Source organism: Arthrobacter crystallopoietes, from assembly GCF_017603825.1.
Classification (GTDB): Bacteria; Actinomycetota; Actinomycetes; order Actinomycetales; family Micrococcaceae; genus Crystallibacter; species Crystallibacter crystallopoietes_B.
In genome coordinates, this window is sequence record NZ_CP072014.1 from 2,780,751 (window position 1) to 2,802,253 (window position 21,503).

At 65.5% G+C, this 21,503-nt stretch carries 20 protein-coding genes; 17 read left to right on the plus strand and 3 right to left on the minus strand.

The features are described from left to right. Positions 1 to 17 precede the first annotated feature (17 nt). The 9 genes from J5251_RS12780 to J5251_RS12820 all read left to right on the plus strand — a co-directional run bounded on the left by J5251_RS12780 (position 18) and on the right by J5251_RS12820 (position 10,212). Entirely contained in the window at positions 18 to 683 is a 666-nt protein-coding gene (locus J5251_RS12780; protein WP_139006044.1) for an NAD(P)H-binding protein, read from the plus strand. A gap of 111 nt (positions 684 to 794) precedes the next feature. Next, a complete protein-coding gene (dxr, locus tag J5251_RS12785) occupies positions 795 to 2,006 on the plus strand; it encodes a 1-deoxy-D-xylulose-5-phosphate reductoisomerase (RefSeq protein WP_139005963.1) in 1,212 nt (403 codons plus the stop codon). Further along, a complete protein-coding gene (locus J5251_RS12790; protein WP_139005964.1) occupies positions 2,003 to 3,370 on the plus strand; it encodes a M50 family metallopeptidase in 1,368 nt (455 codons plus the stop codon). Before dxr ends, J5251_RS12790 begins: the two co-directional genes overlap by 4 nt. A gap of 92 nt (positions 3,371 to 3,462) precedes the next feature. After that, positions 3,463 to 5,013: a hypothetical protein gene (locus tag J5251_RS12795; protein ID WP_208574188.1), complete on the plus strand. Its 1,551-nt coding sequence runs from the start codon at positions 3,463 to 3,465 to the stop codon at positions 5,011 to 5,013. Positions 5,014 to 5,047: 34 nt separating this feature from the next. Continuing rightward, positions 5,048 to 5,338, plus strand: coding sequence for a YciI family protein (locus J5251_RS12800; protein ID WP_139005966.1), 291 nt, complete (start codon positions 5,048 to 5,050; stop codon positions 5,336 to 5,338). Between the two features lie 90 nt (positions 5,339 to 5,428). Beyond that, positions 5,429 to 6,595: a flavodoxin-dependent (E)-4-hydroxy-3-methylbut-2-enyl-diphosphate synthase gene (gene ispG / locus J5251_RS12805; RefSeq protein WP_139005967.1), complete on the plus strand. Its 1,167-nt coding sequence runs from the start codon at positions 5,429 to 5,431 to the stop codon at positions 6,593 to 6,595. Next, a complete protein-coding gene (locus tag J5251_RS12810; RefSeq protein WP_432264399.1) occupies positions 6,549 to 7,475 on the plus strand; it encodes a GNAT family N-acetyltransferase in 927 nt (308 codons plus the stop codon). The genes ispG and J5251_RS12810 overlap by 47 nt, the downstream gene beginning before the upstream one ends. Before the next feature lie 131 nt (positions 7,476 to 7,606). Further along, positions 7,607 to 9,406 carry a proline--tRNA ligase gene (locus J5251_RS12815; RefSeq protein WP_208574189.1) on the plus strand — a complete coding sequence of 600 codons (1,800 nt, stop codon included), beginning with the start codon at positions 7,607 to 7,609 and terminating at the stop codon, positions 9,404 to 9,406. Next, on the plus strand, positions 9,403 to 10,212 hold the full coding sequence (locus J5251_RS12820) for a TSUP family transporter (RefSeq protein ID WP_139005969.1): 810 nt from the start codon (positions 9,403 to 9,405) through the stop codon (positions 10,210 to 10,212). Before J5251_RS12815 ends, J5251_RS12820 begins: the two co-directional genes overlap by 4 nt. 30 nt (positions 10,213 to 10,242) lie before the next feature. On the opposite strand, the gene J5251_RS12825 is transcribed toward J5251_RS12820, so the two are convergent. Both J5251_RS12825 and J5251_RS12830 read right to left on the minus strand, forming a co-directional pair. Beyond that, positions 10,243 to 11,226, minus strand: coding sequence for an aminoglycoside phosphotransferase family protein (locus J5251_RS12825; RefSeq protein ID WP_208574190.1), 984 nt, complete (start codon positions 11,224 to 11,226; stop codon positions 10,243 to 10,245). Continuing rightward, on the minus strand, positions 11,223 to 12,458 hold the full coding sequence (locus J5251_RS12830) for a DUF4439 domain-containing protein (RefSeq protein WP_208574191.1): 1,236 nt from the start codon (positions 12,456 to 12,458) through the stop codon (positions 11,223 to 11,225). The genes J5251_RS12825 and J5251_RS12830 overlap by 4 nt, the downstream gene beginning before the upstream one ends. A gap of 113 nt (positions 12,459 to 12,571) precedes the next feature. On the opposite strand from J5251_RS12830, the gene rimP reads away from it, so the two are divergent. The 5 genes from rimP (at position 12,572) to rbfA (ending at position 18,230) form a co-directional block, all read left to right on the plus strand. Then, positions 12,572 to 13,186 carry a ribosome maturation factor RimP gene (gene rimP / locus J5251_RS12835; protein WP_139005972.1) on the plus strand — a complete coding sequence of 205 codons (615 nt, stop codon included), beginning with the start codon at positions 12,572 to 12,574 and terminating at the stop codon, positions 13,184 to 13,186. Between the two features lies 1 nt (position 13,187). After that, positions 13,188 to 14,165, plus strand: coding sequence for a transcription termination factor NusA (gene nusA, locus J5251_RS12840; RefSeq protein WP_208574192.1), 978 nt, complete (start codon positions 13,188 to 13,190; stop codon positions 14,163 to 14,165). A gap of 62 nt (positions 14,166 to 14,227) precedes the next feature. After that, on the plus strand, positions 14,228 to 14,629 hold the full coding sequence (locus J5251_RS12845; protein ID WP_139005974.1) for a YlxR family protein: 402 nt from the start codon (positions 14,228 to 14,230) through the stop codon (positions 14,627 to 14,629). A 136-nt stretch (positions 14,630 to 14,765) separates the two neighbouring features. After that, entirely contained in the window at positions 14,766 to 17,681 is a 2,916-nt protein-coding gene (infB, locus tag J5251_RS12850; protein WP_139005975.1) for a translation initiation factor IF-2, read from the plus strand. Between the two features lie 78 nt (positions 17,682 to 17,759). After that, on the plus strand, positions 17,760 to 18,230 hold the full coding sequence (gene rbfA, locus J5251_RS12855) for a 30S ribosome-binding factor RbfA (RefSeq protein WP_139005976.1): 471 nt from the start codon (positions 17,760 to 17,762) through the stop codon (positions 18,228 to 18,230). Between the two features lie 104 nt (positions 18,231 to 18,334). Here rbfA and J5251_RS12860 read toward each other — a convergent pair whose 3' ends face one another. Further along, a complete protein-coding gene (locus tag J5251_RS12860) occupies positions 18,335 to 19,471 on the minus strand; it encodes a ScyD/ScyE family protein (protein WP_208574193.1) in 1,137 nt (378 codons plus the stop codon). A 197-nt stretch (positions 19,472 to 19,668) separates the two neighbouring features. Between J5251_RS12860 and J5251_RS12865 the strand changes: the two genes are divergently transcribed. The 3 genes from J5251_RS12865 to J5251_RS12875 all read left to right on the plus strand — a co-directional run bounded on the left by J5251_RS12865 (position 19,669) and on the right by J5251_RS12875 (position 21,495). Then, entirely contained in the window at positions 19,669 to 20,151 is a 483-nt protein-coding gene (locus J5251_RS12865; RefSeq protein ID WP_139005978.1) for a nucleoside deaminase, read from the plus strand. A 61-nt stretch (positions 20,152 to 20,212) separates the two neighbouring features. Next, positions 20,213 to 21,121 carry a tRNA pseudouridine(55) synthase TruB gene (gene truB, locus J5251_RS12870; protein WP_276608395.1) on the plus strand — a complete coding sequence of 303 codons (909 nt, stop codon included), beginning with the start codon at positions 20,213 to 20,215 and terminating at the stop codon, positions 21,119 to 21,121. Beyond that, complete coding sequence (locus J5251_RS12875; protein WP_139005980.1) at positions 21,121 to 21,495, plus strand: hypothetical protein; 375 nt, start codon at positions 21,121 to 21,123, stop codon at positions 21,493 to 21,495. The genes truB and J5251_RS12875 overlap by 1 nt, the downstream gene beginning before the upstream one ends. The last annotated feature ends 8 nt before the right edge of the window (positions 21,496 to 21,503 follow it).

Here is a 21,503-nt window from a genome sequence, read left to right on the forward strand (position 1 = left end):
GTGTGGTTGCACCGGTCATGCGCATAGTTATTGCAGGTGGACATGGAAAAATCGCACGCGAACTGACCAGGATCCTGGCCGCGGACCAGCATGAGGTGGTGGGGCTGATCCGCAAACCGGAGCAGAGTGCCGATCTAATGGTGGACGGTGCCATCCCCGAGGTGGTGGATCTGGAGAGCGCCTCGGTGGACGAGGTCGCGAAAATCCTGAAGGGCGCCGACGCGGCGGTCTTCGCGGCCGGAGCCGGGCCGGGCAGCGGTAAGGAGCGGAAGGAAACGGTAGATCTTGGCGCCGCGGTGCTGCTGGCGGATGCCGCCGAGTCCGCCGGTGTCGAACGCTTTATCCAGATTTCTTCAATGGGCAATGACCTCGTGCGGGACGGCGCCATCCCGGAGGGCATGGACGAGGTCTTCGTTGCCTACCTCCGGGCCAAGCTGGCAGCCGAAGAGGATCTCAAAACACGCGGACTGAAGTGGACTATCGTCCGTCCCGGCCAATTGACCGACGACGCCGGCAGCGGCCTCGTGCGCCTGGACCTGGTCGAGGAACGCGGTCCCGTGCCGCGCGCCGACGTTGCGGCCGTGCTGGCGGAACTGCTGCGCACGGGTGCCGGCGCGCGTCAACTGCTCAACCTGATTTCCGGAGACGTTCCGGTCAAGGATGCAGTAGCCGCCTTCGCCTAGGTGCGGAGTCTTGCTGCGGATTTTTGAGCCGTCCCAGCATCTGGTGCCGCACCGTGCGCTGCCAGTGTCCGGTTGCGTCCGGCCGGGGCCGGGTGCGGGATACTGGAAGACATGGATTTTCTTAGCGACCCAGATGCGGCCGGCCGACCACGGAAAGTAGTGCTGCTGGGGTCCACCGGTTCCATCGGGACCCAGGGCATCGAGGTGATCGACGGCGCTGCGGAACGGTTCGAGGTGACCGCCTTGGCGGCCGGCGGCGGCAATCTGGAACTGGTTGCCCGGCAGGCCGTCCACACCCGGGCGGAGGCCATAGGCATTGCCAACGGCACCCGCGAGGACTTGGCGACGGCGATCAAGGCAGCGGCGGCTGATGCGGGCATCAGCGGCTACGAGCCCGAACTCTTTGCCGGGCACGAAGCGTCGGCGGGAATCGCCGCCTGGCCGAACGCCGACGTCGTACTCAATGGCATTACGGGTTCGATCGGCCTGGTGCCGACCCTGGCTGCGCTGGAAGCCGGCCATCTGCTGGCGCTGGCGAACAAGGAGTCCCTCATCGCCGGCGGCGAGCTGGTCAAGCGCGCAGCGAAACCAGGCCAGCTGGTTCCGGTGGACTCGGAGCATTCCGCACTGGCCCAGGCGCTGCGCTCCGGCGCGGCGGCCGAGGTGGACCGGCTGATCGTCACCGCGTCCGGCGGCCCGTTCCGCGGCAGGACCCGAGCGGAACTGGGCACCGTGACCCCGCAGCAGGCGCTGGCGCATCCCACCTGGGACATGGGCCGGATGGTGACCACGAATTCGGCCACCATGGTCAACAAGGCGCTTGAAGTCATCGAGGCGCACCTGTTCTTCGACGTGCCGCTGGACAAGATCGATGTGGTGGTGCACCCGCAGTCCGTGGTCCATTCCATGGTCCAGTTCGCGGACGGTTCGACCATCGCCCAGGCGTCGCCGCCGGACATGCGCCTCCCCATCGCGCTGGGACTCGGCTGGCCGCGACGGGTCCCCGGGGCTGCCAAACCGTGCGACTGGTCCAGCGCCGTGACGTGGACCTTTGAGCCGCTGGACGACGAGGTATTTCCCGCGGTCCGGCTGGCCAAGCAGGCCGCCGCCCAAGGCAGCACCTTCATGGCCGTCTACAACGCCGCCAACGAGGAATCGGTGGATGCTTTCCACGCCGGCCGGATCGGTTTTGTGGATATCGTGGACACTGTCGCCGCGGTGGTAGCTGACCACGCCGGCTCCGCCGAGTTGTCCGTGGAGTCCGTGCTGGCGGCAGAAACGTGGGCACGAACCGAGGCCCGCAAACGTTTAGGAATGATGTGACCGTACTTCTCTTTATTCTCGGCGTCCTCTTCGTCGCGGTGGGCATTGCGCTCTCCATCGCGCTGCACGAGGTGGGCCACCTGCTGCCGGCCAAACTGTTCAAGGTCCGGGTCACCCAGTACATGGTGGGCTTCGGGAAGACCCTCTGGTCGAAGAAAAAGGGCGAAACCGAGTACGGCGTCAAGGCGATTCCGCTCGGCGGCTATGTCTCCATGATCGGTATGTACCCGCCGGCGAAGGTCAAGGCCGGAACGGCGGCATCAGGCGCTGCGGAGTCAGTGCGGCAGTCCAGCACCGGCATGTTCCAGCAGTTGGCGAACGACGCCCGGCAGGCCGAGGCGGAGCGGCTGCAGCCGGGCGACGAGAACCGCGTGTTCTACAAACTGCCGGTCTACAAGCGCATCATCATTATGCTCGGCGGCCCGTTCGTGAACCTGGTACTCGGCGTGGTCATGCTCGGGATCGTCATGGTGGGCTTCGGCTCGGCACAGCCCAGCACCACCATCAGCGAGGTCAACAAGTGCGTGGTCAGCGCCGCGCAGCAGGCCGAAACCGGGCAGACCGACTGCCTGCCGTCGGATCCGCAGGCACCGGCAACGGCGGCGGGAATCCTGCCCGGCGATACCGTCACCTCCTTCGACGGCAAGCCGGTGACGGACTGGTACGAACTCACCCGCTGGATCCGGGACGCCGCCGGCGAGGCTACGCCAATCACGCTTGAGCGCGACGGACGGAGCATCAGCACCACCATCACGCCGGTGCTCTCGGAACGTCCGGTCTTTGACGAGTCCAACGAGCTGGTGCTCGACAGCAACGGCGACCCGGTAATGGAAGAGGTCGGCTTCGTGGGCATGGGCTCGACCCAGGAACTGGTCCCGCAGCCGGTCACTGCCGTGCTGCCCGCGGTGGGAGAGAACCTGCAGGCGATTGCCGGCGTCGTCCTGAACCTGCCGCAGCGGCTGGCCGACGTTGCCGAGGCCGCCTTCAGCGATGCCCCGCGCGATCCCAACGGGCCGATGAGCGTGGTGGGCGTGGGCAGGATTGCCGGCGAGATCAGCGCCATGGAAGAAATCCCCTTCGAGGCGCGGGCGGCGTCCCTGATCGGTTTGGTCGGTTCGGTGAACCTGGCCCTGTTCGTGTTCAACCTGATCCCGCTTTTGCCGCTCGACGGCGGACACGTCGCCGGGGCGCTGTGGGAAGCGGTTCGCCGCGGCTTCGCCAAGCTGTTCCGCCGGCCGGATCCGGGGCCGGTGGACATTGCCAAATTGCTGCCGCTGACCTATGCGGTGGCCATCCTGATGATGGGCATGGGCGCCCTGCTGATCTACGCCGACATCGTTAAACCGGTCAACATCTTCGGGTAGCAACGCAGGACCGAACCGCCTGCATCAGGACCTCCACAATGACGGCGGTGCCGCTGGATACACTGGCAGCAGAAGCGACGTATGGAGGTGGCATGTCCAAGCACGGCAGCGGTAAGCCCGGCTTGCCCCGGGCACTGGCCGCGTCGGCACTGGCCGCGGCGCTGGTGCTGAGCGGGTGTACGGCCGGGCAGAACGGCAGGTCCGGTGCGTCCGGGACCGCAGCGGACAACGGGTCCGACCGGGACGAAAACCGGGTCTATCTCAACACTGCCGCCGCGGAGCCTGCCGTCATCACCGGGAGCGACGCCGAGGCGGCGCTGGCCGCCAGCCAAACCCTGTTCCAGTCCAGCCCGGTGGCTGTGGTGGCCCCGGAAGGGGATGCCGCTGCCATCGAAGCGGCTGCCGCCGAGGCCGGTCCTGCCGGAGTGCCCCTGCTGCTGGCCGGGGACGGGCTTGAGGCCGAACTGCAGCGGCTTGGTGTCCGCCAGGTCAAGACCTTCGGCGCGCCGGCCGGAGCCGCCGGCGCGGCGGAGTGGGAAAGCGTACTGGGCGGCGTCGGGATTCTTGCTCCGGAGCAACCGCTGGATGAAGTTGCGGGTACCGAAGAAGCGTCCCCGTACTCTGTCCTGCTCGACGAGGACGCCCGCAAGGAACTCCCGGCCACCATGGCGGTGCTTCAAGCCGCCGGTGTGCGCACCCACGTCGATGCTGCGGCCGACCCCCGGGCCGCGCCCGAAACCGTGGACTTCCTGCGCGCCGAACCGGAGCACAACGTTCTTGCCATCGGCGGGGACTTCGGCAATACGGCACAGTTCGCGGCCCGGACCGAAACCGCCCTAACGGCAGCGGAACTGCCCGGCGGAGGCATGCTGGCCTTCCCGACGCGGCGGATGGTTGCGCTCTACGGCCACCCGTCCGGTCCCGCGCTGGGTGCCCTCGGTGAACAGGATGTGGAGGCTGCCATCGCCCGGGCCAAGAAGCTGGCCGGGGAGTACAAGAACCTGAGCGACGAGCCGGTAATTCCGGCGTTCGAGATCATTGCCACGGTCGCCACCGGCTCCGCCGGCGAAGACGGCGATTATTCTTCCGCCACGGACATCGACCTGCTGCGGACCTGGGTAGACGCCGCAGGCGAAGCCGGCGTGTATGTGGTGCTGGACCTGCAGCCCGGCCGAACGGACTTCCTCACCCAGGCCAAGGCCTACGAGGAACTGCTCAAGGAACCGCATGTCGGCCTGGCCTTGGACCCGGAGTGGCGGTTGCAGGACGGCGAGCGGCATATGGAGCAGATCGGCTCGGTGACCGCAGCAGAGATCAACGAGGTCAGCGACTGGCTGGCGCGGTTGACCCGCGGGAACAGCCTGCCGCAGAAGGTGCTGATCCTGCATCAGTTCCAGTTGCGGATGATCTCCAACCGGGAGCAGCTTGAGACCGGGCATGACGAGCTCGCCGTCGTGATCCATGCCGACGGCCACGGGGGACCCGGGCAGAAGATGGAGACCTGGAGCGCGCTGCGGCAGGACCTGCCCGACGACGTCTGGATGGGCTGGAAGAACTTCTACGATGAAGACACCCCGATGTTCTCCCCGGAGAAGACCTACGGCGACGTCAAACCTGCGCCTTGGTTCGTGTCCTACCAATGACAAACCCGGCCTCGAGGGCAGGTAAGGTGTCGGCATGAGTGTTTTTGCCGTCGAGTATGTTTACGCTGCCGATACCGAAGAGGGCCGCGACACGCATCGTGCCGCCCACCGCGAATGGCTGAAGGGGTTCGTCAACGAAGGCCGTCTGCTGGCATCGGGCCCGTACGCCGACGGCACCGGTGCGCTGCTGCTGTTCACCGCCGGGAGCGAAGCCGCCCTGCTGGAGGAACTGAAGCAGGACCCGTTCAATGTGCAGAACTTTGTTTCCGGCCTGCGGGTAACCGAGTGGAAGCCCGTGACCGGAGCTTTCGCCGACTACGCATGATCTTTCCCACAGCTGGCCGGTATCTTCGCTAGATCCGGGTTGGCGGAGGATAATGAAAGCTGTTCTGCAAACTGCCCCCTGGAGGATGTTTTGACCTCGGTCAACCTTGGAATGCCAAACGCACCGCTGCCTGTTCTGGCACCGCGCCGTAAAACGCGCCAGATCAAGGTCGGCTCGGTTGGCGTTGGATCGGACTCGCCGGTCAGCGTTCAGTCCATGACTACCACGCCCACCACGGACATCAACGCCACCTTGCAGCAGATCGCCGAACTGACGGCGTCGGGCTGCGACATCGTCCGGGTGGCCTGCCCCAGCGCCGACGACGCCGAGGCGCTGCCCATCATCGCGAAGAAGTCGCAGATCCCGGTCATTGCCGACATCCACTTCCAGCCGAAGTATGTCTATGCTGCGATCGACGCCGGCTGTGCGGCCGTGCGGGTGAACCCGGGCAACATCCGCAAATTCGATGATCAGGTCAAGGAGATCGCCAAGGCAGCCAAGGACGCCGGAGTCTCCATCCGGATCGGCGTCAACGCCGGTTCGCTGGATCCCCGGCTGATGCAGAAGTACGGCAAGGCCACCCCGGAGGCCTTGGTGGAGTCCGCGGTCTGGGAAGCTTCGCTGTTCGAAGAGCATGACTTCCACGACTTCAAGATCTCCGTCAAGCACAATGATCCGGTGGTGATGGTCCGCGCGTACGAACTGCTGGCGGAGCGCGGCGACTGGCCGCTGCATTTGGGTGTTACCGAGGCCGGTCCGGCTTTCCAGGGCACGATCAAGTCCGCCACCGCTTTCGGTGCCCTGCTGTCCAAGGGCATCGGCGACACCATCCGTGTTTCCCTCTCGGCACCGCCGGTAGAGGAGATCAAGGTGGGCAACCAGATCCTGCAGTCGCTGAACCTGCGTCCGCGCAAGCTGGAAATTGTGTCCTGCCCGTCCTGCGGCCGCGCCCAGGTGGATGTCTACACGCTCGCCGACCAGGTCACTGCCGGACTCGAAGGCATGGAAGTTCCGCTGCGCGTGGCTGTCATGGGCTGTGTTGTCAACGGACCCGGTGAAGCCCGCGAGGCGGACCTGGGCGTAGCCTCCGGCAACGGCAAGGGCCAGATCTTTGTGAAGGGCGAAGTCATCAAGACTGTGCCCGAGGACCAGATTGTTGAGACACTCATCGAAGAAGCAATGAGAATTGCGGAGGAAATGGGGGAGACCGATGGCGAAAATGCTGTCAAGGGTAGCCCCGTGGTTAACGTCAGCTAACCGGCTGCGCACGGATTCCGGCTGCGAAGCCGCGGCGGCGCTGGGGCATGCCGAAATCCGGGTCCTCGACGACGCGGACACGCCTCGTCTCTGGGAGTTGGTGAAACAGGATCCCGTCTCAAACGTCTTCCTCGCCGCGCATCTGGAATCAGCAAAAACCGCCGCGCCCACCCCCTCGGGCGCCGAAATCCTCGGCTACTTCGCCGACGGCGCTCTGGCCGGTGCGTGCTGGAGCGGGGTCAACCTGGTCCCCACGGCGCTCACCGCGGAACAGGGCGCCAACCTCGGCCAGTTCCTGGCCTCCAGCAACCGCCGGACGTCGTCCATCTTCGGTCCGGCGGAAGCCGTGCTCGGCATCTGGAGTACCTTCCAGCACAATTCCACCCGGCCCTTCGACGTCCGGCCCAATCAACCGCTGATGGAACTGCGCGGCAAGCCCGCCGTGGCTGCGGATCCGGCGGTCCGCTTCTCCACCGGGGCGGACCTGGACGTGCTGCTGCCGGCCTGCGTGGCCATGTTCGAAGAGGAAGTCGGCTATTCCCCGATGGCTGCCGGCGGACACCACTACCGCCAGCGGGTGCGGAGCCTGATCGACAAGGGGCATTCCCTGATCTACCGCGCACCCGGCGGCGAAGTGGTTTTCAAGGCCGAGCTGGGCAACGTGTCGGCCGATGCCGTGCAGATCCAGGGCGTTTGGATGAACCCGGCCTATCGCGGCAACGGACTTGCGGCAGCGTACATGGCCGCCGTCGTCGAGCTTTCACGCAGATTTGCCCCGGTGGCGAGCCTGTACGTCAACGACTACAACCAGCGCGCCGTTGCCGCCTACCGGCGTGTGGGCTTTGAGCAGGTCGGCACCTTCGCCACCGTGCTCTTCTAAGAAGCTGCCAGCCAACAGGATGCGCTGCCGGCGACACCCTGCCGCAAATTCACCCGAACCGTCCGGCGACCGTAGGATTAGTTACTGATCTGCTGTTGCGACACAACGAACTTTAGAAACGGAAACCAAGCGTGGTCCTGCGACTCTCCACCCTGTTCCTGCGCACACTGCGCGAAGATCCCGTCGATGCCGAGGTGGCCAGCCACCGGTTGCTGGTGCGCGCCGGGTATATCCGCCGCGCGGCTCCGGGCATCTACTCCTGGCTGCCGCTGGGGCTGAAGGTCCTGGCCAAGGTGGAAACCATCATCCGCGAGGAGATGTCGTCCATCGGGGCCCAGGAGGTCCATTTCCCGGCGCTGCTGCCGCGCGAACCGTACGAGGCAACCAACCGCTGGACTGAGTACGGCGAAGGGCTCTTCCGCCTGCAGGACCGCAAGGGCGCGGATTACCTGCTGGCTCCCACGCACGAGGAAATGTTCACGCTGCTGGTCAAGGATCTGTACTCGTCGTACAAGGATCTGCCCGTCTGCCTTTACCAGATCCAGACCAAGTACCGCGACGAGGCCCGCCCCCGGGCCGGGCTGCTGCGCGGTCGGGAGTTCATCATGAAGGATTCGTATTCCTTCGACATTGACGACGCCGGACTCGAGGACAGCTACCAGGCCCACCGCGGCGCCTATTTGCGTATTTTCGAGCGGCTGGGACTCGAAGTTGTGCCCGTGAAGGCCACCGCAGGTGCCATGGGCGGCTCCAAGAGCGAGGAGTTCCTGCACCCGACCGAGGTCGGCGAAGACACTTTCGTCCGCTCGGCAGGCGGCTACGCGGCCAACGTCGAAGCGGTCACCACCGTGGTCCCGGCGGAGATCGACTTCACCAACGCGCCCGAGGCCGAGGTCAAGGACACCCCTGCCACCCCGACCATCGACACCCTGGTGGCCGCCGCCAACGAGCTGGCGCCGCGTCCGGAGGGCGAATGGACGGCTGCCGACACGTTGAAGAACGTGGTCCTGGCCGTCACGCTGCCCACCGGGGAACGCCAGGTTGTGGTGCTCGGTGTGCCAGGCGACCGTGCCGTGGACCTCAAGCGCGTTGAAGCCAATATCGGCGGCTTCCTGCCGATTGGCGGGGAGATCGGCATCGAGGCTGCAAACGACGACGATCTCAAGAAGCACCCTGGATTGGTCCGGGGCTACATCGGCCCCGGCGAAAGCCTGAACGCCGCGGTGCTCGGCACCGAAGGCAAGACGGGACTGCTGTATCTCGTGGACCCGCGCGTGGTCTCCGGGACCAGCTGGATCACCGGTGCCAACGTTGACGGCAAGCACGTCTTCGGCCTGGTGGCCGGCCGCGACTTCACCTGGGACGGCGTCATCGAGTGCGTTGACGTACGCGCCGGCGACGAAGCCCCTGACGGCTCCGGTCCGTTGGAGGCCGCACGCGGCATCGAGATGGGCCATATCTTCCAGCTGGGCCGCAAGTACGCCGAGGCGCTGGGGCTGCAGGTGCTGGACAAGAACGGCAAACTGGCCACCGTCACCATGGGTTCGTACGGCGTCGGCGTCACCCGCGCCGTAGCTGCCCTGGCCGAATCCAACCACGACGACAAGGGGCTGATCTGGCCGCGCAACGTTGCCCCTGCCGACGTGCACGTGGTGGCAACCGGCCGCGGACCGGAAATCTTCGATGCCGCGAACAAGCTCTCCGAAGAGCTCGCGGCCGCCGGACTGGAGGTCATCTACGATGACCGGCCCAAGGTTTCCCCCGGCGTGAAGTTCGGCGACGCGGAACTCATCGGTGTGCCGACCATCCTCGTGGTCGGCCGCGGCCTGGCCGACGGCGTCGTCGAGGTCAAGGAGCGCGCCACCGGCGAAGCGCAGAACGTGCCCTTGGAGGACGCGGTCGCACAGGTGGCCGCCCTCGCCGGGAAGTGATCTCCGGACTGGAGGAACTGGAACTGGCCACCATCATCCTTGTGGTGGTGGCCGGTTTCGCCGCCGGATGGGTTGATGCAGTGGTCGGTGGCGGCGGCCTGATCCAGTTGCCGGCCCTGCTGCTGGTGCCCGGCATCAGCCCCGTGCAGGCGCTGGCGACTAACAAGATGGGCTCGATTTTCGGGACCACTACGAGCGCCATCACGTACTACCGGCGCGCCCACCCCGACCTGAAGACCGCGCTGCCCATGGCCGCCGTCGCGCTGGCGGGCAGCTTCGGCGGCGCGATCGTCGCCACGGTGCTGCCCTCTGAAGTGTTCAAGCCGATCATTGTAGCGGCGCTCATCGCCGTCGCAATTTTCACTGCCCTGCGTCCGACCGCGGGCACCCTCACCAAACTGCGCTACACCGGGGCGCGGCATTTCGGCACCGCTGCCGGCATCGGACTGGTCATCGGGTTTTACGACGGGCTGATCGGCCCGGGAACGGGCTCGTTCCTGATCATCGCGATGGTGGCCATGCTCGGCTATAATTTCCTGGCCGCCAGTGCGAAGGCCAAGATCGTGAACATGGCCACCAACTTCGGCGCGCTGCTGTTCTTCCTGCCCAGCGGTGCCCTGCTGTGGGGACTCGGCCTGATTCTGGGCCTGGCGAACATGGCCGGCGGCTACCTGGGCGCCCGGATGGCGGTAACCCAGGGCAGCAAATTCATCCGTGTGGTCTTCCTGCTCGTGGTCGCGGCCCTGATCATCAAGCTGGGCTACGACGTGGTGCAGGAGAACTTCCTGGGGCACCCGGGCGCTTAGGCCGCCGGGCATGCCGCGGTGGGGCCCCGCTTACGGCAGTGGCAGTTCGTGTGCAGGCGGAAGCCCGGGGAGGGTTCGTCCGGCGAGCGTGGAGGCAACCCAGAGGGAGCGTTGTGCATGGCCGCTGTTGCCGCGCTGCAGATAGTCCAGTGCGTTCGCCACCTCGCGGACGATGCTCCACTGCCGTGCGGTCTCCGTCTGCAGCTCTGCCGCCGCGCAGAGTTCCTCGCACCGGCGGACCAGATGGGTTTCCGGATCCGTGGCATGCAGGTCCGGTATCCGGTTCCAGAGCATCGGCGCCACCTCGAATTCCGCCTCGCCCAGCATGGGCTTCGGACCGATGGCCGCGAAACTGCCTGCAGGATGCATCCGGGCCAGCACGTTCCCGTAATGCAGGTCGGTGTGGACCAGAACATCACGGGCTTCACGGCGCCCCACCGTGCCCCGGACCTGGCAGACCTCCAGGGCGCATTCGAGCAGCCAGCGGTCAAAGGGCTCGCCGAGCGCGGACCAGTCCGCAGGGAGAGAATCCGACCACTGCTCGGCCGTCGCCGCTACGGTTTCAAAGGGCGGCCATTCTTCCGCCGCTTCGGGGGACCGGTGCAGCTGCCGCACCAACGGTCCCCAGACCGCCGCCGTCCCGTCCAGCGGGACATCGAGCAGGGACCGGTCGCCGTCCAGCCGCTCGAGCAGCTGCACAAAAGGGTCCTCCCCGGTGCGCAGGAGGGCCACGGCACCGCGGCCGTCCCAGATCCGCAGCGCAGCGGGCTCGAGCAGCGCTTCATCGTGGGGGACCGCGAGCTTCAGCACCGCGGGTGTGCCGGACGGGGTGCGCACCGGCACCACTGCCGCCAGCTGCCCGAACCAGGGGCCCCCGCCGGCGGGGTCCGCCTCCAACTGCCAGCTTTCGAGCACGGCGGCGCACAGATTGTTGAACTTCTGGAGCCAGCGGGAGCCGCCGGGCAACTGCAGCGCGTTGAGCCGCAGGTCGGCCGGGAGCTCCATCGGGATCATTGCGGGCCGTCCTTCCCGGCCGGCGCCGGCGATTCGGACGTATCGGAAGGGGAGACTGCATTGCCGCTTGCCCGAAGGTCGAGGCCGGGGGTGAGCGGCGCTTCTCCGGTCGTGGCAGCGATCCGCTCGGCCGCTCGCTGCAGGTCCGAGGCTGCGGCCGCCTGCAGCGTGCCGTCGCCTAGGGCCACCAGGTCTCCCAGCGCCAGCGCAGCCTCGCGCTCCGCCTCGCCGAGCTCCCGCCACGGCTCGTCGAGGAAGCCTTCGGGAAGTGCATAGGCAGGCTCGCGCAGCGGCAGATCCACGCAGCCGTCCTCGGCCAGCTCCTCCCAGCGTTCCATCAGGTCCCGATGCGCGGCATAGTTCTCGGCCGCGGCTTCACGATGTGCACCCGTGATCCGGGGCAGCGCGGTCTGGTACAGGAACGCCAGCTTGTATTCACTCACAACGACGGCGGATACGGCCTGTGCTTCCGCAGGCAGTTCGCCCCCGGGCGCCGAAGATTGGGACTCCTGGTCTTCAGCGTCGGGCCGCCCGCATTCGTCCGGCGGATCCACCACTTCGGAATTCCAGGGAATGGGCTGAGCGGTGTCCGGATAAGCCTCGTGCAGCAAGGATGCCTGGTTGTAGGCCGACGCGCCGACGGAGGCCAGCAGGCGTGCAAGGCCGGGATCCACCTCCAAGGACGCGGAGAGCAGGAAACGGGAGGTCGAGGCCAGCCGTTGGAGCGTGCCATCGAGGGTCGGTGCCCCGGCTTCGCGCGAGGCCGGCCTGGTGGGGGTGGGGCTGGGTGCCTCTGCATCGAGGATGCCGGGACCGTTCCCGGGACCGTTCCCGGGATCGGAATCCGGGGCGGCGGCTCCTGACGGCCAGATGGTCTGCAGCGGGAACAGTCCGGCCTGCTGTTCCAGCATGGAAGCGGCAGCCAGCAGGGCTGCCGAGGCGCCGTCGTCGTTGTTTGAATCGCCCTCTACCGAGGCGAGGTGACGAAGATCTCCGGCTACTGCCAGAAGCCGCTGCCCGGCGTCGAGGCGTGCCTGCTCGGTGGTGCTCAGCGGGGGAGGGACAGTCTCCAGGCTGGTGACGACGGTGCCGATGCTGACGACCAGTGCGGCGGCAAGCAAAAGCAGTAAGGTGCGCCGGAAAAAGCGGCCGGCTCTGCCGCCGGCCTTGGTTCCGGCCGTGCCCTTGGCCGGCCGTCCTGACGTTGTTCCCACAACAGTTGATAATGTCATGGCAGCAGGCACGGACGCACCACACGGTGCGGCGCGTGGCTCATCAGCGTGTCACGAGGGCTTGAGAAAGTCGCTAGTCTAGTAGCTACAACAACATCTAGCGGGAGGCAGCTATGGCGGATCGACCCGATCACACCGGCGTGTTCCAGTCGGGGAAACCATCCGGCGCCCAGACCCAATTGGAAGCGTCGCGGCTGAAGGAACTATTGGCCCCCACCGTGGCTGCCAGCGACCTGTACTTGGAAGACATCGAAGTGCGCATCGCCGGAAACCAGCGCACCGTACACGTGATCGTGGATCTGCCCGAGGACCAGCAGGGCGGTGTGAGCCTGGACAAGATTGCGGAGGTCTCGCAGAGCCTGTCCGCCGCGCTGGACGAGGACCCGCATGATGAGGGCGCCCCCTATGACCTTGAAGTTTCTTCCCCCGGCGTGAGCCGACCGCTGACCGAGCCGCGGCACTGGCGCCGCAATCTCGGCCGCAAGGTGTCGGTGAAAGTTCTCGACGGCGACAACGTCACCGGACGACTGCTGGAAGTCGGGGACGATTCCGTCACGATACGGCCCGACATTCCCGTAAAGAAGGGCATGAAGCCCAAGCACGGGGAACCCGTCCAACTGGCCTTTGCGAACATCCGCAGCGGCAAGGTGGAAATAGAATTCACCCACCTGGATGAAGACCTGGCCGCAGCTCAGATGCGCGGCGAACTAGAAGATGAGGAGGCCTGACATGGATATCGACATGAGCGCCCTGCGGTTCCTGGAACGTGAACGCGAAATCCCCCTGGACCTGCTCATTCCCACGATCGAGCAGGCGCTGCTGGTGGCTTACCACAAGACGCCGGGTTCGATCGATAAGGCCCGTGCCGAGCTGGACCGCAAGAGCGGCCATGTGACCATCTGGGCCGCCGAAATTGACGAGGACGGCACAGTTGTCGGCGAGTTCGACGATACCCCGAGCGGGTTCGGCCGCATTGCGGCTTCCACCGCGCGCCAGATCATTCTGCAGCGGCTGCGGGACGCCGAGGATGACAATGTGCTCGGCATTTTCCGTGGCAAGGAGGGCGAGCTCGTCTCCGGGCTGATCCAGCAGGGCCACAATCCCAACATGATCCAAGTTGACCTCGGCACCGTCGAGGCACTGCTGCCGCCGCCTGAACAGGTGCCGGGGGAGAAGTACCCGCATGGCGCCCGCCTGCGTGCCTATGTGGTGGATGTGCACCGCGGCATGAAGGGTCCCTCAATCACGTTGTCCCGCTCGCACCCGGGCTTGGTCCGCAAGCTCTTTGAACTGGAAGTCCCGGAGATCGCGGACAACAGCGTCGAGATCGTGGCGCTGGCGCGCGAGGCCGGCCACCGCACCAAGATCGCTGTGAAGGCCAACATTCCCGGCCTCAACGCCAAGGGCGCCTGCATTGGCGAGATGGGTTCGCGCGTTCGCGCCGTCATGACCGAACTTCACGATGAGAAGATCGACATCGTGGACTTCAGCGAGGATCCGGCAACGTTCATCGGCAATGCCCTCTCTCCCTCGCGCGTGTCTTCGGTCACCATCACGGACGCTGACCTGCGTGCCGCACGGGTGGTCGTGCCGGACTACCAGCTGTCCCTCGCCATCGGCAAAGAAGGCCAGAATGCCCGTTTGGCTGCCAAGCTCACCGGCTGGCGGATCGACATCGTGTCCGACGCCGTGGCGGTCCAGCAGTAGCCTCCGGCACTGCGGCCGCTGCTCCAGTTCGTAGACTGGCTAGGGAAAGCGCTAGAATAAACATGGTCCGGTCTTCCGACTTCCAGCCCGGTGGGCATGATTCCCGCCAGCAGGACACCGTTGTGGCTTCGCCGCAGCGTACCTGCGTGGGTTGCCGCCGTCGGGATGATCAGGCCGGTTTGCTGCGTTTGGTCACAGCAGATGGTGCCAGCACCGTTGTCGTGGATCAATTTCGCCGCCTGCCCGGGCGGGGTGCTTGGCTGCATCCCCAACCCGAATGCCTGGCAATGGCTGTGAAGCGGCGTGCCTTCAACAGGGCCTTTAGGGGTAAAGTTGATAGCCGTGCCGTGGAAGGCTACTTCCAAGCACTTGATCCGGCCGTGGAAAACGCGACCGGATCACACCAACCGTCCAACCTGAAAGCGGGTCAGAAAACTGATGGAAACCCGATGAGTGCCAAGTGATGAGTGCCCAACGATGACTTATCTGTTGTGCGCTGCCCACGGTCTGAGTGCGATGTGCGTTCTGCACGGCGCAAAAGGCCGCAGCAAGAAATAGACGGTTCGTGCCTGGCTCGGTGCGGACCGAGACAGGAGAAATGTGGCCAAGGTCCGCGTACACGAGCTCGCAAAAGAGCTCGGTATTACCTCGAAAGATGCAGTAGCAAAACTGCAGGAACTGGGCGAATTCGTCCGGTCCGCCTCATCCACGATTGAGGCTCCGGTCGTGAAGAAACTTCGCGACGCCTATCCCGCCGCTCCGGCGAAGAACGCTTCCCCCGCTCCGGCAGCCAAGGCTGCACCGAAGCCGGCGGCTGCTCCGACGCCCGGGCCCAAAACCGAAGCGAAGCCGGCTGCCGCACAGCCGGCCGCACCCAGTGTTCCCGCAGCGCCTGCAGCTCCGGCCGCCCAGGCTCCGGCTCCCGCTGCTCCTGCAGCGTCGGCTCCCCAGGCTCCGGCTCCGGCCGCGCCGGCGGCACCGGCTGCCAAGGCCGACACTCCGGCACCGGCGAAACCAGGAGCAGCAGCACCAGCCAAGCCCGGCGCCGCTGCTCCGCGTCCAGGCGGCACCCGTGCAGGCGGCGCCCCCCGCCCCGGGAACAACCCGTTTGCAACCTCGCAGGGCATGCCCCGCGGCGCCCGTGGCGACCGCGAGCGTGATGGCGAGCGTGCACCGCGTCCGGGAAACAATCCTTTTGCAACTTCCCAAGGCATGCCCCGCGGCGGCCGTGACGGGGCTCCCCGTCCGGCGGCAGCGGGACAGGGCGGACCGCGTCCGGCTGCAGGCCAGGGCGGTCCCCGCCCCGGTGCTCCGCGTCCGGGTGCGCCCCGTCCGGGTGCTCCGCGTCCGGGTGCTCCCCGTCCGGGCGGCGGTCCCGGCGCTCCCCGTCCGGGCGGCGGTCCCGGCGGCGCACGTCCGACCCCGGGCATGATGCCCAACCGTACCGAGCGTCCGGCACCTGCCGGCCGCGGCGGTGCTCCGGGCCGTCCGGGTGCTCCCGGACGTCCAGGCACCGGCGGTCCCGGTGGCGGTGCCCCGGCCGGTGGTGGCTTCGGCAAGGGTGGCCGCGGACGCGGTGGCACCCAGGGTGCATTCGGTAAGGGAGGCGCCGGCCGCGGCAAGCAGCGCAAGTCCAAGCGCGCCAAGCGCCAGGAACTGGAGCAGATGAGTGCTCCGTCGCTGGGCGGCGTGAGCGTACCCCGCGGCGACGGCAGTACTGTTGTGCGCCTGCGCCGTGGTTCTTCGATCACGGACTTCGCCGACAAGATCGAGGCCAACCCGGCCGCACTGGTCACCGTGCTGTTCCACCTCGGCGAAATGGCCACGGCCACGCAGTCGCTGGACGAGGAAACCTTCGAACTACTGGGTGAGGAACTGGGTTACAAGATCCAGGTTGTTTCCCCCGAAGACGAAGAGCGCGAGCTGCTGGACTCCTTCGACATCGACCTCGAAGCCGAACTCGAGGCTGAGGGCGATGAAGAGCTGGAGAAGCGTGCGGCCGTTGTCACGGTCATGGGCCACGTTGACCACGGTAAGACACGACTGCTCGACGCAATCCGCAACACCAAGGTTGTCGAAGGCGAGCACGGCGGCATTACCCAGCACATTGGTGCCTACCAGATCGGCGTCGAGCACGATGGACGCGACCGTCGGATCACCTTTATCGATACTCCGGGCCACGAGGCGTTCACCGCCATGCGTGCCCGTGGCGCAAAGGTCACCGACATCGCCATCCTGGTAGTCGCAGCCGATGACGGCGTGATGCCGCAGACCGTCGAGGCGCTCAACCACGCCCAGGCTGCCAATGTGCCGATCGTGGTCGCTGTGAACAAGATCGACAAGGAAGGCGCCAACCCGGACAAGATCCGCGGCCAGCTGACCGAGTACGGTTTGGTTCCGGAAGAGTACGGCGGCGACACGATGTTTGTGGACGTTTCTGCCCGTCAGAACCTGAACATCGACGATCTGCTCTCGGCCGTGCTGCTGACAGCAGACGCTGCGCTGGACCTGCGCGCCAACCCGAACAAGGACGCCCGTGGTATCGCCATCGAAGCGAACCTGGACAAGGGCCGTGGTGCGGTGGCAACCGTGCTGGTCCAGTCCGGAACGCTGCATGTAGGTGACACGATCGTTGCCGGTATTGCCCACGGCCGCGTCCGCGCCATGTTCAACGAGAACGGCGACACGGTCGAAGCCGCGGAGCCGTCCCGGCCGGTCCAGGTACTGGGTCTGTCTACCGTGCCGCGTGCCGGCGACACCTTCCTGGTTACCGACGACGAGCGGACTGCCCGCCAGATCGCTGAGAAGCGTGAGGCTGCGGACCGTAACGCCGCCCTGGCCAAGCGCCGCAAGCGCATCAGCCTGGAAGACTTCGACAAGGCTGTTGCCGAGGGCAAGGTTGACACTCTCAACCTCATCCTCAAGGGTGACGTTTCCGGTGCGGTTGAAGCTCTGGAAGACTCGCTGCTCAAGATCGACGTTGGTGAAGATGTGCAGCTGCGCGTCATCCACCGCGGTGTCGGTGCCATTACGCAGAACGACGTCAACCTGGCGACGGTCGACAACGCGATCATCATCGGGTTCAACGTCAAGCCCGCCGAGCGCGTGGCTGAACTGGCTGACCGCGAGGGCGTTGACATGCGCTTCTACTCGGTCATCTACTCGGCTATCGACGATATCGAGCTGGCCCTCAAGGGCATGCTCAAGCCGGAATACGAAGAGTTCCAGCTTGGTACGGCTGAAATCCGCGAGATCTTCCGTTCGTCCAAGCACGGAAACATCGCAGGTTCCATCGTCCGCTCCGGCATCATCCGGCGTAATACCAAGGCCCGTGTTAGCCGCGATGGCAAGATCATCGGCGACAACCTCAACGTTGACTCGTTGAAGCGGTTCAAGGATGACGCCACCGAGGTCCGCGAAGGCTTCGAGTGCGGTATCGGCCTGGGGTCGTTCAACGACCTGAAGGAAGGCGACATGATCGAGACCTTCGAGATGCGCGAGAAGCCGCGCGCCTAGGGATTCTCCAATGCAGGCGCCTGGCGGTCATGACCGCCGGGCGCCTGCACCTTCACCAACACACCATGAGGAGGGGCTATGGCCGATCCAGCACGCGCCGCAAAACTGGCAGACCGAATTAAAGTTGTGGTTGCACAAGCGCTGGAGCGCAGGGTCAAGGACCCGCGTCTCGGATTTGTCACCATTACGGACGCCCGCGTCACCAACGACTTGCAGCACGCCACGCTTTACTACACGGTTTTCGGCGACGAGACCCAGCAAGCGGACACCCGCAAGGCGCTGGAGTCCGCGAAAGGCGTCCTGCGCTCCGAGGTGGGCAAGAACATCACGGTACGGCTGACCCCGACCCTGGAGTTCGTTCCGGACGAGATCCCGGTTAACGCCAGTCATCTGGAAGAACTGCTGCGGGCCGCCAAGGCCCGCGATGCTGAGGTTGCGGCCCTGGCAGAGGGAGCAGTTTTCGCCGGCGAGTCCGATCCTTACCGCAAGGACGAAGAGGACGACGACGAAGAGGGCTTTACCGACGAACCGGACGAGGCAGCCAAGTAGCCTACGCCGATCCGCAGTGCAGAAGGCGGCAGACCTTACGTCTGCCGCCTTCTGGGTTCCGCCGGCAGCCGGATAGTTGCTGCAACCGGCGCGACGCCGTGCTCTTACCGGAGACGGACCTTGATCACCTGTCCGGCCGCGGGCATCTGCGGTGCAGCGTTCATGGTGGCGTAAAGGGTCCGGCCCTTGATCTCCACCGCTCCCGGGACTTTGGTCTTGAGGAAGGTACGCACTCTCTCGCTGCCCTCTCTGACGACGGAGATCTTGTCGCCGAACATCTCGGCCACGTAAATATCCCCGCGCCTGCTCAACGCCAGCCCGGTGGCGCCGGCGAATCCGTCCGCTATATCGATAGTCTTTCGCGTCCACGGGTGGACCTTGTAGACGGCGCCGAGCTCTCCCCAGCTGGTGTCTTCGGCCCCGCCGGGTAGCGTGCTGACGTACAGCCAACCGTCGTCGCCGATTTCTACGTCGGTAGGTACCGGCTCAAGATACAGACGTTCACCGATAACACAGTCCGGCAGTTTCTTCTCCCGGGCGAGTTCCTCGGTGATTTTGACCTTGGTCGCGGGAAGTACCGCAACGGTCCTCACCCGTTCGGAATCCTTGTTGATCCTGAAGACCGCGTTGGCACCGGCATCGGCCACAAAGATGCTGCGCCGGTTCACCGCCGTGGCATATGCGTGCGAATCCACGCTGCCTTTGTATTTGTCGGGCCGGTCCATGGGCATCTTGATCTGGTCGAGGCAGCTCTTGCTGTCGACGTGGCGGAAGCCGTAGGTCACCTTCCCGTCCGGATTATGCTTGGCCTCATGCTTGGCAACATCGGCGATGTCATGGACCCTGCCGTCATCCGACCGGGACTTGATCACCTGGACGTTCGGTGCCGGATCGTGTTCGCCGGCACCGGTACCCTCCATGAAATACAAGGTGTCGCGGAAGCGCGATACCGCGCCGACTTCCGTTCCCTTCTTTGCCGTCTTATAGACCTTGCGCAAGTCCCCGTCCTCAGTGATGCGGTCGAGGGTGCCGGCGAAGTTTTGCGTCACGTAGACCTCGGTGTTGTGCCTGCCGGTAGCCAGGCTCAACGGCGAGAACAGCGGGGGATCCACGGTGAGTGTTTCGACGTGGCGCGGACGGGAATCGTGATCACCGTGCGCCGCGTTGCCTGGGGCGATCCCGGAGGTCAGAACCATTCCAAGGGCGATGGGCAAGGCGATGTATAGCTTGGTGCTTTTCACAGCTATTGCTCCTGTGCATGACCGGCAGGCGTGCCCGGCAGGCACGGATGGGGCCTGTTGGATGAAGATGGTAATGCCTATGAGGCAACAGCACCGGCGGCCCTCGGTGCTCCCCAACGGATGCTTCCGTGATAGCAGTAGGGTCAAGGTAGTCCTGCGTCATCCCGCTGTCAACGATCAAAGGATTAAAGGAAACCATGGAAAACAATGCTGATCGCGTAGCCGAATATCTGGCCCGGACAGTTGCCCTGGCCATGCGAAACGTCGATGCCGAAGGCGGCCCCTTCGGCGCGATTGTGGTGGCCCCTGACGGAAGGATTTTCGAGGGCAGCAACCGCGTGACCGCCAACAATGACCCGACGGCGCACGCAGAAGTCGTGGCTATCCGCCATGCCTGCAGCGAACTCGGAACCTTCAATCTCGCCGGCTGCTCCCTCTACAGCAGTTGCGAACCCTGTCCGCTGTGCCTCTCCGCTGCGCTCTGGTCAAGGCTGGACCGGGTGTTCTTTGCCGCCGACCGCCACGATGCAGCCCGGGCCGGCTTTGACGACGCCGCCTTCTATGACTACATCCAGGGCCGGGGAGATCTTAGTCTCATGCCGGTGGAACAGATTGTGGTGCCGACCTCGCAAGAACCCTTCCGCAGCTGGGAACAACTCGATGCCAAAACGGAGTACTGAGGTACCCGGGGCCGCCGCCGGCGTGACTGGACCAGGCCGCCAACCCCATATACTGAAAGGCGTGAATTCCGGGCCGGTCCGTTCAGGACTAATAATCGTGGACAAGCCGCAGGGGTGGACCAGCCATGACGTGGTGGGCCGCATGCGGCGACTGGCGGGGACCCGAAAAGTGGGCCACGCAGGCACCCTGGACCCGATGGCCACCGGCGTGCTGGTGGTGGGCGTCAACCGGGCGACCCGGCTGCTGACTTACATTGTGGGCACCTCGAAGACCTACACTGCAACCATCAGACTGGGCCAGTCGACTGTCACGGACGACGCCGAGGGGGACGTCCTCAGCGAAACCATTGCCGCCGCGGTCACCGAGCAGGAGATCCACGCCGCCGTCGCCACGCTGACGGGAGAAATCCAGCAGGTGCCCAGCAGCGTTTCCGCCATCAAGGTCAATGGTGAGCGGTCCTATGCACGGGTCCGGGCCGGCAATGAGGTGAAACTGGCTGCCCGGCCGGTGACTGTCAGCCGTTTCGACATCCATCGGATCCGGCGCGAACGCGGCGGCAAACTGCTCGACGTGGACGTAACCGTGGAATGCTCGTCCGGAACGTACATCCGGGCCCTCGCACGCGACCTCGGCACTGCGCTGGGGGTGGGAGGGCATCTGACAGCCCTTCGCCGCACACAGGTCGGGCCGTACAGCATCGAGGCCGCAGCAACGCTGGAGCAACTGGCAGAGGAACTGCAGATGCTCGAGCTGGACGATGCTGCGCGCGCACTGTTCCCGGCACGTGAACTGAACGACGCCGAAGCAGCCGATCTTTCCCATGGACGGCGGATCTCCGCCGGGCAGGACCCGGCGCCGGTGGCAGCGTTTGCGCCGGATGGGACTTTGATTGCACTTTTGGAAAACAAGGGCGAAACCGCCAAGCCCCTGCTGGTGTTTGCCGCCGGGAATGATGAGGGTAAGCGTTAGTGGTCGTCGACGGTTTTTTCATTACCGGAGCAATTGTTTGCCTTCTCGCCGCACTGATCTGCATTGTCGCTGCGGTGATTAGGCAGCCGCCCAATGACATCACGATCCTCTCGGTAGCCGCCGTCGAACTCTTCCTGCTGGTGTACGGTATCGCCGCCATTGTGCGGCAGGCCGGGGGAGAGTCAGTCGCGGGAGAGGTCTGGGAGTTTTGGGGGTACTGGATTACCGCCCTGCTGGTGCCGGTCGCGGCCTTCTGGTGGTCCATTCTGGAACGAACCCGCTGGAGCAACCTGATCCTGGGTGCGGTGGGCCTGACCATTTTCGTGATGCTCGTGCGGATGGAGCAGATTTGGGATGGAGCCTTGGCAGTATGAAAGCGGAG

What these genes read in the sequence shown, in the direction of transcription:
- J5251_RS12780 (WP_139006044.1), top strand. Translation starts at nt 18, where the DNA reads ATGCGCATAGTTATTGCAGGTGGACATGGAAAAATCGCACGCGAACTG.
- dxr (WP_139005963.1), top strand. Translation starts at nt 795, where the DNA reads ATGGATTTTCTTAGCGACCCAGATGCGGCCGGCCGACCACGGAAAGTA.
- J5251_RS12795 (WP_208574188.1), top strand. Translation starts at nt 3,463, where the DNA reads ATGTCCAAGCACGGCAGCGGTAAGCCCGGCTTGCCCCGGGCACTGGCC.
- J5251_RS12800 (WP_139005966.1), top strand. Translation starts at nt 5,048, where the DNA reads ATGAGTGTTTTTGCCGTCGAGTATGTTTACGCTGCCGATACCGAAGAG.
- J5251_RS12810 (WP_432264399.1), top strand. Translation starts at nt 6,549, where the DNA reads ATGGCGAAAATGCTGTCAAGGGTAGCCCCGTGGTTAACGTCAGCTAAC.
- J5251_RS12825 (WP_208574190.1), bottom strand. Translation starts at nt 11,226, where the DNA reads ATGATCCCGATGGAGCTCCCGGCCGACCTGCGGCTCAACGCGCTGCAG.
- J5251_RS12830 (WP_208574191.1), bottom strand. Translation starts at nt 12,458, where the DNA reads ATGACATTATCAACTGTTGTGGGAACAACGTCAGGACGGCCGGCCAAG.
- rimP (WP_139005972.1), top strand. Translation starts at nt 12,572, where the DNA reads ATGGCGGATCGACCCGATCACACCGGCGTGTTCCAGTCGGGGAAACCA.
- nusA (WP_208574192.1), top strand. Translation starts at nt 13,188, where the DNA reads ATGGATATCGACATGAGCGCCCTGCGGTTCCTGGAACGTGAACGCGAA.
- J5251_RS12845 (WP_139005974.1), top strand. Translation starts at nt 14,228, where the DNA reads ATGGTCCGGTCTTCCGACTTCCAGCCCGGTGGGCATGATTCCCGCCAG.
- rbfA (WP_139005976.1), top strand. Translation starts at nt 17,760, where the DNA reads ATGGCCGATCCAGCACGCGCCGCAAAACTGGCAGACCGAATTAAAGTT.
- J5251_RS12865 (WP_139005978.1), top strand. Translation starts at nt 19,669, where the DNA reads ATGGAAAACAATGCTGATCGCGTAGCCGAATATCTGGCCCGGACAGTT.